The sequence below is a fragment of the Enterococcus wangshanyuanii genome, from assembly GCF_002197645.1.
In the GTDB taxonomy this organism is placed as follows: Bacteria; Bacillota; Bacilli; order Lactobacillales; family Enterococcaceae; genus Enterococcus_L; species Enterococcus_L wangshanyuanii.
Genome location: NZ_CP021874.1, coordinates 1,267,831 through 1,284,461, shown reverse-complemented (window position 1 = coordinate 1,284,461; position 16,631 = coordinate 1,267,831). Strand labels below are relative to the sequence as shown.

Here is a 16,631-nt window from a genome sequence, read left to right as displayed (position 1 = left end):
AATCCTTAGGAAAATAGATAAATTGCCAGTGTGGCAAAGGACACCACAAAGTCAATTTCCTAATTTTCTACAGGATTAAGCGATTTGTTCCGCTTTTATTTTAAGGAGGATTTTTATGTTATTAGGTTCGCATGTGAGTATGAGTGGTAAAAAAATGTTATTAGGAGCTGCTGAGGAGGCTGCTAGTTATGATGCTACAACGTTTATGATCTATACAGGTGCACCTCAAAATACGCGCCGTAAACCAATTGAAGAGATGAATATAGAGGCAGGTCAAAAATTTATGGCTGAGCATCATTTGAGCAATATCGTTGTTCATGCACCATATATAATTAATTTAGGTAATACGATCAAAGTAGAAAATTTTGGTTTTGCAACGGCTTTTTTACGTCAGGAAATTGAACGAGCACAAGCTTTAGGCGCCACACAAATTACCCTGCATCCGGGAGCTCACGTTGGAGCTGGTGTCGATGCTGGGTTAAAACAAATTATCAAAGGTTTAGATGAAGTGCTTTGGAAAGAGCAAGTTCCACAGATCGCGTTAGAAACAATGGCTGGTAAAGGGACTGAGCTGGGGCGGACATTTGAAGAATTAGCGACGATCATCGAAGGCGTTACATTAAATGACAAATTATCGGTAACGATGGATACATGCCATATCAACGATGCTGGTTATAATGTAAAAGAGGATTTTGATGGTGTCTTGGAAGAATTTGACAAAATTATCGGGTTAGATCGCTTGAAAGTCGTTCATGTGAATGATTCTAAAAATCCGATGGGGTCTCATAAAGATCGTCATGCAAATATCGGTTTTGGAACGATCGGGTTTGATGCATTGAACAAAGTCGTTCATCATGAAACATTGACAGAACTGCCAAAAATTTTAGAAACGCCTTATGTTGGTGCAGATAAAAAGACAAGTAAAGCACCTTATGGCTATGAGATTGCTATGTTAAAATCGCAAACATTCGATCCAGATTTGTTAGAGAAAATAGAAGCACAAAAATAAAAATGCTACAGTCATTTTATCTGCAGCAAATATGAGAAATGGCTATTCATAAATTTCTTGTGAATAATATAGTAAAATAGCTTTTCTTTTCACCAGCTTTCTAGTAAAATGATTTCTTGAGAGCAATTTCATTAAAAAGAGGATAAAGTCCTCAATAAAATTAGAAATAATGAGTTCAACAAAAGCATTGACTGCGTAATTGGTTTAGAGTGCAGAAACTTTTGTCTGGCTTTTCTATGAGAAAGGAGAGATTTATATGTCAACAGGTTTAGTAGTGTTAATCGCGATTATCGCTTTATTAGCAGGTGCAGCAGGCGGATTTTTCCTTGCGCGCAAATATATGCAAGATTACTTTAAAAAGAATCCTCCCGTTAATGAGGATATGTTACGAATGATGATGATGTCTATGGGACAAAAACCTTCTGAGAAGAAGATACGTCAAATGATGCAGCAAATGAAGAACCAAGGCGACAAATAGGTTCTTTTAGAAGCTATTCAGATTTCAAGAGCACAACGGGCTGATTTTTTAGCCCGTTTTTTTTGCACTTATTTTTAAGAAATGAAAGGAGTTGTATAGATAATGGGAAAACAACAGAGAAATGATGTGAGTGGCAAGTAGCAAGTTTAGAAGAGGAGAATGTACATGTCTATATTTAAAAAATTAGGTTGGTTTTTTAGGCAGGAAAAGAAAAGTTATGTTATTGGGGTTTTTTCATTGATCATAGTTGCCCTTGTACAGCTAGTTCCGCCGAAGGTCATTGGGATCGTGGTTGATGAAATCGCTGCTAAAAATATAGCGATTCAGTCGATTTTATTTTGGGTAGGTGTATTATTGGCAGCAGCTTTAGCACAATATATTTTTCGTTATATTTGGCGTTTGCATATTTGGGGAAGCGCTGCCCGACTTGAGAAAAATTTAAGAAGGCAATTATTTCATCATTTTACAAAAATGGATGCTGTCTTTTATCAAAATTATCGCACGGGGGACTTGATGGCACATGCAACAAATGATTTGAACGCGATTCAAAATGTTGCGGGTGCAGGTATTTTAACTTTTGCGGATTCATTGATCACTGGAGGCGCCACGATCATCGCGATGATCTTGTTTGTCGATTGGCGGTTGACGCTGATCGCCTTGATTCCATTGCCTTTATTAGCAGTGACATCGCGAATTTTGGGTTCAAAACTGCACGATGCATTCCGTGATTCGCAAGCCGCGTTTTCGACGATCAACGATAAAACACAGGAAAGCATCACAGGAATGAAAGTAATCAAAACGTTTGGACAAGAAAAGGAAGACATTGCAGATTTTACTGAAAAAATCAATGATGCGATCATTAAAAATAAACGGGTAAACTTTTTAGATGCATTATTCGATCCGTTCATCACACTGATTATTGGCATTTCATATGTGCTGACGATCATAATTGGCGGGCGTTTTATTATGGATGGCACAATTACGATCGGTCAACTGATCTCTTTTATTAGTTATATCGGCATGCTGATTTGGCCGATGTTTGCAATCGGACGTTTATTCAATGTTTTGGAGCGCGGGAATGCCAGTTATGATCGGGTCAATGAACTGCTTCATGCAAAGTCACATATTGTTGAGCGAAAAGATGCGATTCAGACACCAGCTAAGGGAGAACTGGCGATCGAAGTTGCAGAATTTAAGTATCCAAAGGATAAAGAAACAACCTTAGAGCAAATCAAATTTGTCTTAAATGAAGGGGAAACATTAGGAATCGTTGGGAAAACAGGAGCAGGTAAGACAACGATCTTAAAACTATTGATGCGTGAATATGATAATTATCAAGGCCAAGTGTCATTTGGCGGACACAATATCAAAGATTATTCGTTGGATGCTTTGATGCATTCAATCGGTTATGTGCCGCAAGATCATTTTCTATTTTCAATGACGATTCGCGAAAATATTCGGTTTGCTAACCCTGATTTTTCAGATGAACAAGTGGAACAAGCGGCAACAATGGCGTTTATCAACAATGAGATCAAAGCTTTTCCAAAAGGGTATGATACCTTAGTTGGAGAACGTGGGGTGTCGTTATCTGGTGGACAAAAACAACGGATTTCGATTGCTAGAGCATTGATCGTCGATCCAGAATTACTGATTCTTGATGATGCGTTATCTGCTGTGGATGCTAAAACAGAAGAAGCAATTCTGTCGAATTTAAAAGAAGCACGTAAAGAAAAAACAACGATCATTGCAGCTCACCGATTAAGTAGTGTGATGCATGCGAAGGAAATCATCGTCTTAGATGAAGGAAAGATCATTGAACGGGGAACGCATCAAGAGTTATTGCATTTAGCAGGCTGGTATAAACGGATGTGGGACAAACAACAACTGGAAGCTAAAATCGAAGGGAGTGACGCCTAATGGAAGAAAAATATGAATCAGAATGGACAAAATCGATACCGCTAAAAGAACAAGTGACGATCGTAAAACGGCTGCTTAAATTTGCTAAGCCTTTTCGCCGAACCTTTTTATCAGCTATTTTCTTTGCACTGATTCTTTCTGTCATCAATATTATTTTGCCACGAATCATTCAATTGTTCATGGATGATTATTTAACACCAAAAACAGCAACGAATCAAGTGATTTTCTTTTTTGCCGGACTGTATTTATTTGGGATCATCGTGAAAAGCATTATTTGGTTTTTTCAATGGTTTTTGTATTCAATGGCGTCATTAAAAACCTATCAACATATTCGAGTGAAGTTGTTTGAAAAGCTTCAGACTCTGGGGATGAGCTACTTTGACCAAACACCGGCGGGATCAATCGTTTCCCGTGTGACAAATGACACAGAAACGTTGTTTGAATTTTGGTATGTCTTTTTGATGGTTTTGACGGGTATTTTTGCAGTCGTTTCTTCATTTATCGCAATGTTTCAGATCAATGGGAAAATTGCTTTATATAACTTGATCTTCTTACCGATTTTATTGATCGTTATTTGGTATTATCAAAAATTTAGTTCTAGAATTTACCGAAGCATGCGGGAAAAACTGAGTCAACTGAATACAAAATTAAATGAATATATTTCAGGCATGCAGATCATTCAGCAGTTTAGACAAGAAACGCGTTTGGAAAAAGAGTTTGAAGAAACAAATGATGAATATTTACGAACTCGTTTTTCGATGATTCGCACGAATTCATTGCTGTTAGGACCAATCATCAATTTTCTGTATACGCTGGCAATTGCTTTGTCTTTGACCTTATTTGGGTATGATGCGCTGCATTCTCCGGTAGAAGTTGGGATGATTTATGCTTTTGTGACCTATGTTCAGGCCTTCTTTAATCCGATGACGCAAATGATGGATTTTTTGAGTGTTTTTACAGATGGTATGGTTGCAGGAAGTCGGATCCTTAAAATTTTTGATAATCAAGAAGTTACACCGCAACAAAATCCCTGTGCTGATGCCACGATTACAGAAGGCAAAATCGAGTTTCGAAATGTTAGTTTTTCTTATGATGGAGAAAATAATGTGCTGGATCATATCAGTTTTATTGCTTACCCAGGAGAAACAGTAGCTTTGATTGGACACACAGGTAGTGGAAAAAGCTCGATCATCAATGTATTGATGCGCTTCTATGAATTTTACGAAGGCGAAATCTTGATCGATGATCGGGATATTCGTGAATATCCATTGCCAGAGTTGCGTCAAAAATTAGGCTTGGTTTTACAAGACGCCTTTATGTTTTACGGAGATATCGCTGGGAATATTCGGATGCTGAATCCTGATATTACAGATGAACAAATCAAGGCTGCTGCAACGTTTGTTCAGGCGGATAAATTTATTGAGACATTGCCTGGAAAATATCATGCGAAAGTGATTGAACGTGGTGCAAGCTATTCCAGTGGACAGCGTCAATTGATTTCATTTGCACGAACGATGGTCACTGATCCGAAAATTCTTGTACTGGATGAAGCAACGGCGAATATCGATACAGAAACTGAGGGGTTGATCCAAGAAGGTTTGGCTAATATGAGACAAGGAAGAACGACGATCGCGATTGCTCATCGTTTGTCGACGATTCGGGATGCTGATCTCATTTTGGTTTTAGATAAAGGTCGAATTGTAGAACGTGGGAATCATGAGCAACTGCTAAAGAAAAATGGACTTTATGCAGATATGTATCAACTACAGAATGGTGAAGGATAATAAGGAAACGGTCAAGATATCTTTATTTTGACCGTTTCTTTTTTATTGTTCAATCTAGTATTTAAAGACAGAATGAACCATGATATAATAAATCACGTTGATGCTAATGAAAGAAAATAATGTTTGGCTAGAAAAAGTAGGCTCGGGCAGAAAGATAGACAATCGTCTATCTAAGTAGTAAAGTAAATGTACTTGAAAATTCGGAGGTTGAAAGACTTATGTATGATGTGATTATAATCGGAGCAGGCCCTGCGGGGATGACCGCTGCTTTATATGCGTCTCGTTCTAATCTTTCTGTATTGATGATTGAACGTGGAGCACCAGGTGGACAAATGAATAATACGGCAGAGGTAGAAAATTACCCAGGATTTGATTCGATCATGGGACCTGAACTAGCCTATAAAATGTATGAAAATGTAGAAAAATTCGGTACAGAAAATGCTTATGGGATCGTAATGGATATCAAAGATCAGGGAACGTATAAAGAAGTGATCTGCGATGATAAAACCTACCAAGCAAAAACAGTCATTATTGCGACTGGCTGTGAGCACCGTAAATTAGGTGTGAAAGGCGAAGAAGAATTTGCTGGACGCGGTGTTTCGTACTGTGCTGTCTGTGATGGTGCTTTTTTCCGTAATAAAAAATTATTGGTGATCGGCGGCGGAGATTCAGCCGTAGAAGAAGCAATCTACTTAACTCAGTTTGCTTCAGAAGTAGTCATTGTTCATCGTCGTGACGAATTACGTGCTCAAAAAATCATTCAAGACCGTGCATTTGCCAATGAAAAAATCTCATTTGAATGGAATACTGTTTTAGAAGAAATTACCGGTAATGATATGGTTGTCACTGGCGGACAATTAAGAAATGTTGTTACTGATGAAGTAAAATCGATCGATGCAGATGGTGTGTTCATTTATGTTGGACTTGATCCGTTGACAGAACCATTCAAAAAAGCGGGTCTTACAAATGCGGAAGGCTGGATCGAAACAGATCAAGATATGAAGACAAGTATGCCTGGTGTTTACGCAATCGGAGATGTTCGTGAGAAAACATTACGTCAAATCACAACAGCTGTTGGTGAAGGCGGAATCGCAGGGCAACAAGTGTACAAATATATTGAAGATATGGCAGAAGTTGAAGAAGTAAAATAAGTTACTGATACAGCTTTGCTGTTGTTTCAATGAGGACCTGAGTCAAAGGCTTGATTTTGACTCAGGTCTATTTTTGTCAATGATAAAAAATGCTAAGTTTTTTTGGGGATGAAAAGTAAATCTATCAGACACAGCAAACGTTTCTTTTGAGTGAACCGCTCCCTAGGCTATAAATGAATAAAAATATCTAACAATACGCTATTTATGATTGAAATAATTTTAAACCTTCGTTAGTATGTAGATAGTACGTTGTAGGAAGGAGCAAATGATAACGTGGCAACGATTAGAGAAGTCGCAAAAGAAGCGGGTGTTTCTTTAGGCACAGTTTCTAGATATTTAAATGGGCATCAGCTGAAAAAGACCAATATGGATAATATTCGTGCGGCAATTGAAAAGCTTGGGTACGAAGAAAATATTATTGCCAAAGGACTTAAAAATAATAAGAGCCTTTCTATTGGTGTGGTCATCAATACGTTGACAGATGTGTTTGCAACGTCGATCGTTACCTATCTGGAATCTTATTTGGAAGAAAATAATTACAGTCTGATTCTTTGTGACTACCAAAATGATCTACAGAAGTTAGAAAAAAAATTAGAATTTTTGCGCTCGCGTTCGGTTGATGGTGTGGTTATTTTTCATCTGGAAGAAAAGTTAGCTGTCTTGGATAAATTTAGAAATGAAGGAATCCCGATTATTGCAGTAGATGCACCAATTGCTGATTTTCAAACGGATACAGTTTTAGTGGATAATTATCACGCCTCTTACACTGTAGTAGAGAAATTGGCTAAATTAGGACACAAGAAAATTGGCGTCATAGCAGGAAGCCAAGATCGTTTTATTGGTAGAGAACGTTTGAATGGTTATGTAGATGCTATGAAAAACTTGGATCTATATGATTCTTCACTTGTTAAAATCGGTGATTATAAAAAAGAATCTGGCTATGTAAAAGCTGGAGAGTTATTAGCTGAAGGGGAAATCACTGCTTTATACAGCACGAATTACTATATGACCCTTGGGGCTGTTCAAGCAATTTACGAGCAGCAATTAGTTATTCCCGAAGATGTTTCTGTTATTGGCTTTGATCATTTTGAACTGAGCGACATTTTACAGCCAAAATTAACAGTAATTGAGCAACCTGTTCAACAAATCGGTGAGACTATCGGAACGTTACTCATAAAAAAAATAAAAGATTCTGATAGTGCTGAAAATGCAGTTGTAGAGCTACCTACGACCCTTCTTTGGCGGGATTCAACAAAAAAAATACAAAAAGGGCTTGAAAATTAAGCGTTTGCATATTATAATTACATCGTAAAATTGAAACGGTTCAAAAACGAGAGGGAGGAAATTTTATGAAAGTATTATTAGCATGCGGCGGTGGGATGAGTTCTTCGATCTTAGCAGAAAACTTAGTAGCAGAAGCCAAGAAAAATGGTGATGAAGATTTTTATATGGAAGCAACAGGAACAGAAGCAGTCGGACTTAAAATGCAGCAGGAAGACTGGGATGCATTGCTTTTAGCTCCTCAAGTCAGTTTCAGAAAAGCTCACTTACAAAAGGAAGCAGATGCGAAAGGGATCCCGTTGATTCCAATTGAAGGTGTTCTATATACACCAATGGGGATTCCGGATTTATATCGTTTGGTAAAAGACTCTGTAGGAAAATAAAAGAGCGCGTTCTTTTATTTTCTTACACAATAATTGAAACGGTTCAAAAATAGAAGGGAGAACAAAATGAATACAAAAGCAAGTAAGTTCAACTTTAACAAAGTGGTTGAAGTGATGGGGAATATTGCCAATAATCGGTATTTAACAGCGGTCAGAAATGGGATGAGCGTAATCATTCCAGTTACGATCATTGGATCAGTTTTTATTATCATGCTGAATTTACCGATCGATGCGTGGAAAGAGTTTATTGCCCCGTTTGCAGAGCAGTTAAAAATCCCAATGGTCTTTACGATGGATTTCATGTCTGTTTATGTGTGTATCGGGATTGCATCTAGTTTGTGTGAAGATTATAAACTGGACAAAGTTTCTACCAGTGTTTTAGCAGTTTTAGCCTTTTTGATTGCGGCGATCACACCAGGCACGATCGATGCTGATGTCGCTGAAAAAGCTGGCTTGACGATCAGCGGAACGGTATTGCCAATGGGTAATTTTGGCGCAGGGGGATTATTTACAGCAATTATTATTTCGATTTTTACCGTAGAGGTTGTGCGTTTCTGTGTGAAAAGAAACATGGTCATCAAAATGCCTCATGGAGTACCTACATCAGTGATCAATTCTTTTGCAGCATTGATCCCAGGGGCAATCGTGATCGTCACAGCTTGGGTGATCAAAGTCGGCTTGAATTTTGATATCAATAATGCACTTCAATGGGTCTTTTCACCGATCCGCTATTTCGCAGGAGACAATGTTCTTTCTGTGATCGTGCCGATTTTATTGATCACGATCGTTTGGATTTTCGGTATTCATGGGATGATCATTGCTACACCGATTTTGTATCCTTTCTGGTATGAAAATTTGAATGCCAATATCAATGCGGCAGCAGCTGGTACTGCGGTTCCACACTTTATGACAGAACAGTTCTTCCAATGGTTTATCTGGATCGGCGGAGCAGGTGCAACGTTATCGCTAGCTTTTTTGATGGCCTTTTTCGGGAAATCTGAGTTTTGTAAAAAAATGGGTAAATTCACATTAGTCCCTGGGATTTTCAACATCAACGAACCATTGATTTTCGGTGTACCGATCGTGATGAATCCGTTCTTTGCTATTCCTTTTATCGCAGCACCAGTTGTTATGGGAATCATCACTTATTTAGCGATGGGCGTTTTTCATCTAGTGAATTATCCAATAGCGATTGCTCCTTGGACGTTGCCTGCACCAATCGGCGCAATGATGGCAACAGGTCTTGATTGGCGAGCAGCCGTTTTAGCAATCGTCAATATCGTAGTTGCAGGATTCATTTATTTGCCATTCTTTAAAGCCTTTGATAAAAGTATGATGGAAAAAGAAATCGAAGCAAAAGCTCAAGATGAAGCGTCAAGCAAAGAAACAGCAGCTGTATAAGCATAGTAAAGAAAGCAGGAATGATCATGTTAGGAATTTCAATTTATCCATATAAAGAAAAACAGGAAGAAACACTGGCCTATATCGACTTAGCAGCAAAATACGGTTTTGGTCGTGTATTTACCAACCTTTTGATGATCGAAAAAGGACAGGAAGAAAGGGTCCTTCAATCATTGAAAAAAGCGATACAGCATGCACGAAGCCAGCAAATGGAAGTGATTTTAGATTTAAATCCAGCAGTATTCGATCAGTTGAATATTAGCTATCATGATCTTTCTTTCTTCAAGGAAATGGGAGCAACTGGCATTCGCTTGGATTCAACATTTGACGGTTTGGTAGAATCGTTGATCACGTTTGATCAGACGGATTTGGATTTGGAAATCAATATCAGTAATGATACTTATTATTTAGAAAATGTTCTTTCTTATCAGCCAAACAAAAAACGGATCATCGGCTGTCATAATTTTTATCCTCAACGTTTTACAGGGTTAGATTATGAGTACTTTATCAAATGTTCTGAAAAATATAAAGCATTGGGTTTAAGAACGGCCGCATTCGTTAATTCTCACGAAGCAAAACACGGACCGCATCCATATACGGATGGCTTGTGTACACTTGAATCGCATCGTGATCTAGCGATTACGCTTCAGGCAAAACATTTGATCGCAACAGGCTTGATCGATGATATCATCGTAGCGAATGCATTTGCTTCAGAAGCGGAATTAAAAGCTTTGAGTCAGCTGTTGACGAATCAAGTACAATTTGACGTGATTTTCGCTGAAGGAGCAACGGAATTAGAAAAAGAAGTTGTTTTAAATCATCAGCACTTTAATCGTGGTGATATCAATAGTTACAGTATCCGCTCAACGTTCGTTAAGCTAGAGTATCAAAGTAGTGACATCCCTGCGAATAATACCGCAGAACAAGTTATAAAAGGAGATATTACGATCGGCAATAATTCGTTTGGACAGTATAAAGGTGAACTGAATATTGTAAAACAATCTATGCCAAATCATGCTGGAGAGAAAAATGTTGTAGCTAAAATTGTTCCCGATGAACTCTTTTTACTCCCTTATATCAAGCCTTGGTCAAAATTTCAGTTTCGGGAGGCAGGTCAAAATGAGTAAGTTAGCTTCACGACAAATTCATTTAGATTTTCATACACCTGCCTTGCCTTTTGAACTTGGTAAAAATTTTGACAAAAAAATATTCCAGCAAACCTTGTTGAAAGCTGAAGTTAACTCGATTACATTAACGGGTAGATGTCACCATGGGCATATTTATTATCAAACAAAACTGCCGGCAAAGCATCCTCAAATGAAAAAAGATTTCCTGATGGAGCAAGTCGATGCTTGTCATGAGATCGGGATCAATGCACCTATTTATTTAAGTGTTGGTTGGGATGCTTACGCTGCAGATCATCATCCCGAATGGCTGGAAAGAAAAGCTGACGGAAGTATGTACGGGTTTGAAGACTATGGGCAACTAAAGCCAGGCTGGAAAACATTATGCTTTAACACCCCCTATCTAGAGTATCTAAAAGAACAGATCCAAGATACGATGCAGCATTTTGGAGAGAAATTGGATGGCTTATTCTTTGATATTGTTTGGCAGGATGATTGCTGTTGTAATGACTGTATCAAAAAAATGTTGGACCAAGGTTATGATCCTGAAAGTGAATCTGACCGTCTAGCTTTTGCTAAAGAAACAGAACAGTATTTAAAGACGGAAATTCACCATACGATCAGAAATCTAGATCCTGATTGTCCAATTTTTTTCAATGAAGGGAATATTTTACCAAGTATTCGTCCAAATCTTGAGCAATACAGTCATTTAGAGATTGAATCATTACCTAGTGGAGAGTGGGGTTATCAGCATTTTCCGACGATTGTCCGCTATGCCAAAAATTTAGGGAAAGAATATTTGGGGATGACTGGGAAGTTTCATAAGGTTTGGGCTGACTTTGGCAGCTATAAGAATCAAGCTGCGTTAGAGTATGAAACATTTTTGGCTCTAGCTCATGGTGCAAAGTGTTCTATTGGTGATCAGATGTATCCCGATGGAACATTACAGGAAGCAACCTATACGTTGATCGGGGCTGTTTACGATCAAGTCAAAGAATTAGAGAGCTACTCTTTAAATAGTCAAGCAATCACTGAAATAGCTATCTTACATCCTGGAATTGTTGCTGCCAGCAAGGAGAAAGTGGATTTGTCCTTGGCTGGAGCAGTTAATATGCTGAATGAAGCCCATTATCAATTTGATATTGTGGATCAGTGGATGGATTGGACTCCATATAAACTATTGATTTTACCGGACAAGCTTGTTTTAACACAGGATTTAGCTGAAATGATCGAGGGATATGTTGAACAAGGCGGAAAAATTTTAGCAAGTTATCATAGCGGATTGATCAAAGGAGAACGATTTACTCAAAGCTTGGGACTTATTTTTACAGGAGAACATGGAACAACACCGATGTATGGCTATTTTGATTCAGATCTATTTTCTAAATTGCCTCAAGGTGAACTTGTTATGCACGGCCAAGGAACGATCGTTCAGGCAGTTGCTGCTAATGTTAAAGGAGAAGAAGCGGCACCTTTAGTAGAACGAAAGTATCACCATTACTATTCACATTTTCAAGCTCCTGTTGGAGAAAAAACGGGTAATCCTGTTGTTACAATGAATGACCAAACGATGTATTACACATTTCCGTTATTTGAAATGTATAAAGTACAAGGAGTAAAAGCCTATAAAGAATTGATTCTAGCTGGGATCGATCATTTATTAAAAGGTGAAAAAGTGATCAGCAGCGAGTTACCAACATCAGCAGATGTGATTTTGAATCATCAGGCATCAGAAAAAAGACTGATTTTGAATTTACTGCATTATATTCCAGAACGTCGGGCGCTGACCTTAGATACGATCGAAGATAAAATTCCACTATATAATCAGCGGGTCGAATTAGATCTATGTATAATTAGGAATAAAATAAGTCTAGATAATCTGATCATCAAACAAGTGAATCAAGTAAAATCAAATCAGTCTTTAGCTTTTGAAATAGTAGAAGACAAGGTGATCTTTACAGTACCAAAAATTGTTGGCTATGAAGTGATCGCTATTAATTATGAATAGAAAGAAGTGAGTGGAATGGATGGATTAGAATTAGTTGCATTTAATATTATCAGTACAGTTGGAACGGCGAAGTCAAAGCTGATGGAAAGTATGTCTTGCTCTAGAAACGGTCAGTTTGTCGAAGCTGAAATATTGATCAATGAAGCAAATGAAGCTTTACAGGCTGGAGAAAAGGAGCACTTCACAGTGATCACAAAAGAAGCAAAGGATAAAAAAAGCGAACTAACCTTACTTTTTATCCATGCGGAGGACCAGTTGATGACGACCGTTGTGTTAAGAGATCTGGCGAATGAATTACTGGAAATGAATAAGAATTTTTATGAATTGAAACAAAAAGTTGAAGAGCTAGAGAAGAAATGATCACGTTATTAGGTATAATTGCAGGAATCTGCACGAGTATATCCTTTATTCCGCAAGCAATCCAAACGATCAAAACAAAAAACACCGAAGGGATTTCATTGATTACGTATATTCTATTTTTCATAGGGGTTTCTTCATGGGTTGTGTACGGAGCATTGAAATGGGATCTGGCGGTATTACTGACAAATGTTGTAACATTGGTTCCTTGTTCAGTTATTTTAGGCTTGAAACTGAAGTCTTTATATCTATAAATCTTTTTCTGAAAATTTATTTTTTGTTTTCTTTTGACAATAGTACAAATATGAACTATGATAGTTAAGGATAAAAAAACTGAATAATTGTTAGGTGAGGCTCCTATATGGACACAGGCTGCTGCCGCGAAAGAATCGAGAGACTCTTAGTTGGTTGAACAGGAATGATCGTGAAGGTCATTCATAACGTAGCTGATAAGAAATTATCTACGCCCTATAGTGCTAAAGCTCAACGATAGAGATACTTTTATTAAAGTTGCTATTTTCACGCACACTCTATTGTTGAGTGTGCGTTTTGTTGTTTTACACAGATTGCTTTGCAATCTGTGTAAAACAATACAAGGCGATTGAAAAGAGCGTTGTGACCTAAGTTTGAATCACTATGATTGGCTGCGGAGCAGACAGAATAGATGATGAAAAATCCAAAACAGTTAATAACATCGAGCTAGCAGAGAAAAAACAGCACAACCAACCACCTCAACAATTATTGAAAAGTTCCATCGTTTTATCTAAAAAAACATTAAAAGAGAGGAAGAGTCACATGGAAGACCCCAGTCATTCGAGCAATAAAATAAATGTAGCCTTCATCTTAGAAACGATGGAATCAAGCAGAACTATTCCTTCCACTTTCTAAAAAGATGAAGCGGGCAAAATTTTCTATTTCATAATAATAGAAAGCTTACCCCTTACGTTAGAGGAGGAAAAAGGAAATGATGAACAAAAAATCAGCAGAATTGAAAAAAGTAACCAAAGATCAAGAACTAAGAAAATTAGCAATGTTATCTGAGCGGGAATTGATGATGGAACTTCGTACTTCTGAAAAAGGCCTGTCAGAAGAAGATGCTAGAAACCGTTTAGAAGAATATGGACCAAATGAAGTTTCAGCTCAAAAACCAACGCCGGCAATTATTATGTTTTTAGAAGCATTTAAAGACCCGTTTGTTTATGTATTGGCCTTATTGATGGTCGTTTCAACTGCAACAAAAGACTTTGAAGCGGCAATCGTTATGGGGATCATGATTTTAGCCAGTGTGATCATCGCATTTATTCAAGAATATCGTTCTCAAAAAGCCAGCTTGAATTTAAAAGAACTGATCGAAAATACGACAGCTGTCACGCGTGAAGGTCAAGTCAAAGAGATTCCAATGGATGAAGTAGTGCCAGGAGATATCGTAACCTTGGCAACAGGAGATATGATCCCAGCGGATGCCGTATTGATTTGGACCAAGGATTTATTTATCAATCAATCTTCACTAACAGGTGAATCAATGCCGGTAGAAAAATTTGTTGACGCAGGGATCGACAAAAATTCTGATACTGTTTCCGCGCTGGATATGCAGGATTTGATCTTTATGGGCACCGATGTTTTAAGTGGACAAGGAAAAGCCATTATTTTAAAAACAGGTCAAAATACCTTTTTTGGAGATATTGCTAAGAATGCGACAACGCAACGTGGTAAAACCTCTTTTGATATCGGATTGACCAAAGTCAGCAAGTTTTTATTACGGATGGTCATGGTACTATTTCCAGTAGTATTTTTGATCAATGGGATAACCAAAGGTGAATGGGGCGATGCGTTTTTCTTTGCCATCGCAGTTGCTGTAGGCTTAACTCCTGAAATGCTGCCAATGATCGTGACAAGTAATTTAGCAAAAGGTGCGTTGAGCTTGTCAAAACATAAAGTGATCGTAAAAGAACTGCCGTCTATTCAAAACTTAGGCAGTATGGATATTTTATGTACGGACAAGACAGGAACGATCACAGAAGATCGTGTTGTGTTAGTACAGCATTTAGATCCACTAGGTGAGATCAATGATCAAGTGTTAGATATGGCTTTTTTGAATTCTCACTATCAAACGGGCTGGAAAAATTTAATGGATATCGCGGTAATCAATTTTTATGAGGAAAATAAAGTTGAAAGTCCTTATAAGAAAGTGACGAAACTAGATGAAATTCCGTTTGACTTTTCTCGTCGTCGTTTGACTGTCGTGGTAAATGCGGACGGCCACCAATTTATGATCACTAAAGGTGCTGTGGAGGAAATGGAAGCAGTTTGTACACATGCTGAGATCAATGGCGAAATTGTTCCATTGACACCAGAACTTCAAGATAGAATGCGCGAAGTGAATATCCGTATGAATGAACAAGGGATGCGCGCAATAGCTGTGGCAGTAAAAATGGATGTTCATAGTGAAGCGGTTTATAGCGTAAACGATGAACAAGGAATGACTTTGATCGGTTTTATGGGCTTTTTAGACCCAGCTAAAAAATCTGCGATCACAGCGATCAAGTCTTTACATGAACATGGAGTCAACGTAAAAGTATTGACTGGAGACAACGATATCGTTGCAAAAAAAGTTTGTCGAGATGTTGGGATCGAAGTCTCACACGTTGTGCTTGGTTCTGAAATCGACAATATGTCTGATGCACAAATGAAAGAAGAAGTCGAAAAGACGAATTTGTTTGCTAAATTAAATCCGATGCAAAAATCAAGGATCATTGAAACTCTACAAGGAAATGGTCATACGGTAGGATTTATGGGAGACGGTATCAATGATGCCCCAGCATTACGTAAAGCGGATGTGGGTATTTCTGTTGATACAGCTGCAGATATTACAAAAGATGCAAGTTCGATCATTTTACTAGAAAAAAGCTTAAATGTATTAGAAAACGGAGTCATCGAAGGCCGCAAAGTTTTCAGTAATATGATGAAGTATATCAAAATTACGATCAGTTCCAATTTTGGTAATGTCTTTTCCATTTTGATCGCTAGCGCCTTTTTACCATTTTTACCAATGGTATCTATTCAACTATTGATTCAAAATTTGATTTATGATATCGCACAACTTGCGATCCCATGGGACAACGTAGATGAAGAAGATTTGTTGAAACCAGTTAAATGGGAAACAAACGGTTTGATGAAATTCACGTTATGCATAGGACCTGTCAGCAGTATTTTCGATATTATGACGTATTTGGTAATGTGGTTTGTCTTTAGTGCTAATACGGTTGGCAGCCAACAGTTATTCCAAACAGGTTGGTTCGTCGTTGGATTAGTGAGCCAAACATTAGTTGTTCAAATGGTACGAACAAGAAAATTACCGTTTATTCAAAGCATTGCATCACCTGCTGTGATCCTTTCCAGCTTAGGAGCAGTTCTGATGGGATTTGTGATCGTTTTGACACCGATTCGGGACGTTTTCGACTTTGTGAAACTTCCAGCTAATTACTGGGGCTGGTTTATTTTGATCATTGTACTATATTTGATCACTGTAGAAATCGCCAAACGAATTTATATCCATCTGACCAAAGAGTGGATCTAAAAATTAAAAGTAACCAATTGAATTTTTAAGTGAAGCATTTCGTTCAAACACTTATTAAGGAAATAAATGAAATTTAAGCGCTAATAACGAAATATTTCAACGATCAGATTCAATATATTCGTGAAATTTATTTAAATAGAGAATAAACGATTAAAACATTC

The 16,631-nt window shown here is 37.8% G+C and carries 13 protein-coding genes and 1 riboswitch; all 13 genes read left to right on the top strand.

All coding sequences use genetic code 11. From position 1 onward, the window contains the following. Positions 1-115: 115 nt before the first annotated feature. The 13 genes from CC204_RS06130 to mgtA all read left to right on the top strand — a co-directional run bounded on the left by CC204_RS06130 (position 116) and on the right by mgtA (position 16,470). Positions 116-1,009 carry a deoxyribonuclease IV gene (locus tag CC204_RS06130; RefSeq protein WP_088269374.1) on the top strand — a complete coding sequence of 298 codons (894 nt, stop codon included), beginning with the start codon at positions 116-118 and terminating at the stop codon, positions 1,007-1,009. Positions 1,010-1,265: 256 nt separating this feature from the next. Continuing rightward, the gene (locus tag CC204_RS06125) at positions 1,266-1,487 is read left to right on the top strand and encodes a YneF family protein (protein ID WP_010764461.1); all 222 of its coding nucleotides are present in this window, start codon (positions 1,266-1,268) and stop codon (positions 1,485-1,487) included. A 165-nt stretch (positions 1,488-1,652) separates the two neighbouring features. Continuing rightward, positions 1,653-3,404, top strand: a complete 1,752-nt coding sequence (locus CC204_RS06120) for an ABC transporter ATP-binding protein (RefSeq protein ID WP_088269373.1) — start codon at positions 1,653-1,655, stop codon at positions 3,402-3,404. Further along, on the top strand, positions 3,404-5,188 hold the full coding sequence (locus CC204_RS06115) for an ABC transporter ATP-binding protein (protein ID WP_088269371.1): 1,785 nt from the start codon (positions 3,404-3,406) through the stop codon (positions 5,186-5,188). The genes CC204_RS06120 and CC204_RS06115 overlap by 1 nt, the downstream gene beginning before the upstream one ends. Before the next feature lie 218 nt (positions 5,189-5,406). Further along, positions 5,407-6,339: a thioredoxin-disulfide reductase gene (gene trxB / locus CC204_RS06110; protein WP_088269369.1), complete on the top strand. Its 933-nt coding sequence runs from the start codon at positions 5,407-5,409 to the stop codon at positions 6,337-6,339. 273 nt (positions 6,340-6,612) lie between these two features. After that, positions 6,613-7,623 (top strand): LacI family DNA-binding transcriptional regulator, encoded by a 1,011-nt coding sequence (locus CC204_RS06105; RefSeq protein ID WP_088269367.1) that lies wholly within the window; start codon positions 6,613-6,615, stop codon positions 7,621-7,623. Between the two features lie 65 nt (positions 7,624-7,688). Beyond that, positions 7,689-8,003 (top strand): PTS sugar transporter subunit IIB, encoded by a 315-nt coding sequence (locus tag CC204_RS06100; protein ID WP_088269366.1) that lies wholly within the window; start codon positions 7,689-7,691, stop codon positions 8,001-8,003. 66 nt (positions 8,004-8,069) lie between these two features. Next, on the top strand, positions 8,070-9,404 hold the full coding sequence (locus CC204_RS06095) for a PTS sugar transporter subunit IIC (RefSeq protein ID WP_088269364.1): 1,335 nt from the start codon (positions 8,070-8,072) through the stop codon (positions 9,402-9,404). Positions 9,405-9,430: 26 nt separating this feature from the next. Next, positions 9,431-10,531 carry a DUF871 domain-containing protein gene (locus tag CC204_RS06090; RefSeq protein ID WP_088269362.1) on the top strand — a complete coding sequence of 367 codons (1,101 nt, stop codon included), beginning with the start codon at positions 9,431-9,433 and terminating at the stop codon, positions 10,529-10,531. Continuing rightward, positions 10,524-12,536, top strand: coding sequence for an alpha-amylase family protein (locus CC204_RS06085; protein ID WP_088269360.1), 2,013 nt, complete (start codon positions 10,524-10,526; stop codon positions 12,534-12,536). Before CC204_RS06090 ends, CC204_RS06085 begins: the two co-directional genes overlap by 8 nt. 15 nt (positions 12,537-12,551) lie before the next feature. Continuing rightward, positions 12,552-12,896 carry a PTS sugar transporter subunit IIA gene (locus CC204_RS06080; RefSeq protein WP_088269358.1) on the top strand — a complete coding sequence of 115 codons (345 nt, stop codon included), beginning with the start codon at positions 12,552-12,554 and terminating at the stop codon, positions 12,894-12,896. Further along, on the top strand, positions 12,893-13,147 hold the full coding sequence (locus tag CC204_RS06075) for a SemiSWEET family sugar transporter (RefSeq protein WP_088269356.1): 255 nt from the start codon (positions 12,893-12,895) through the stop codon (positions 13,145-13,147). Before CC204_RS06080 ends, CC204_RS06075 begins: the two co-directional genes overlap by 4 nt. Before the next feature lie 79 nt (positions 13,148-13,226). After that, positions 13,227-13,394: riboswitch (M-box (ykoK) riboswitch) on the top strand. 463 nt (positions 13,395-13,857) lie between these two features. Beyond that, entirely contained in the window at positions 13,858-16,470 is a 2,613-nt protein-coding gene (gene mgtA / locus CC204_RS06065; protein ID WP_088269354.1) for a magnesium-translocating P-type ATPase, read from the top strand. Positions 16,471-16,631: the final 161 nt, after the last annotated feature.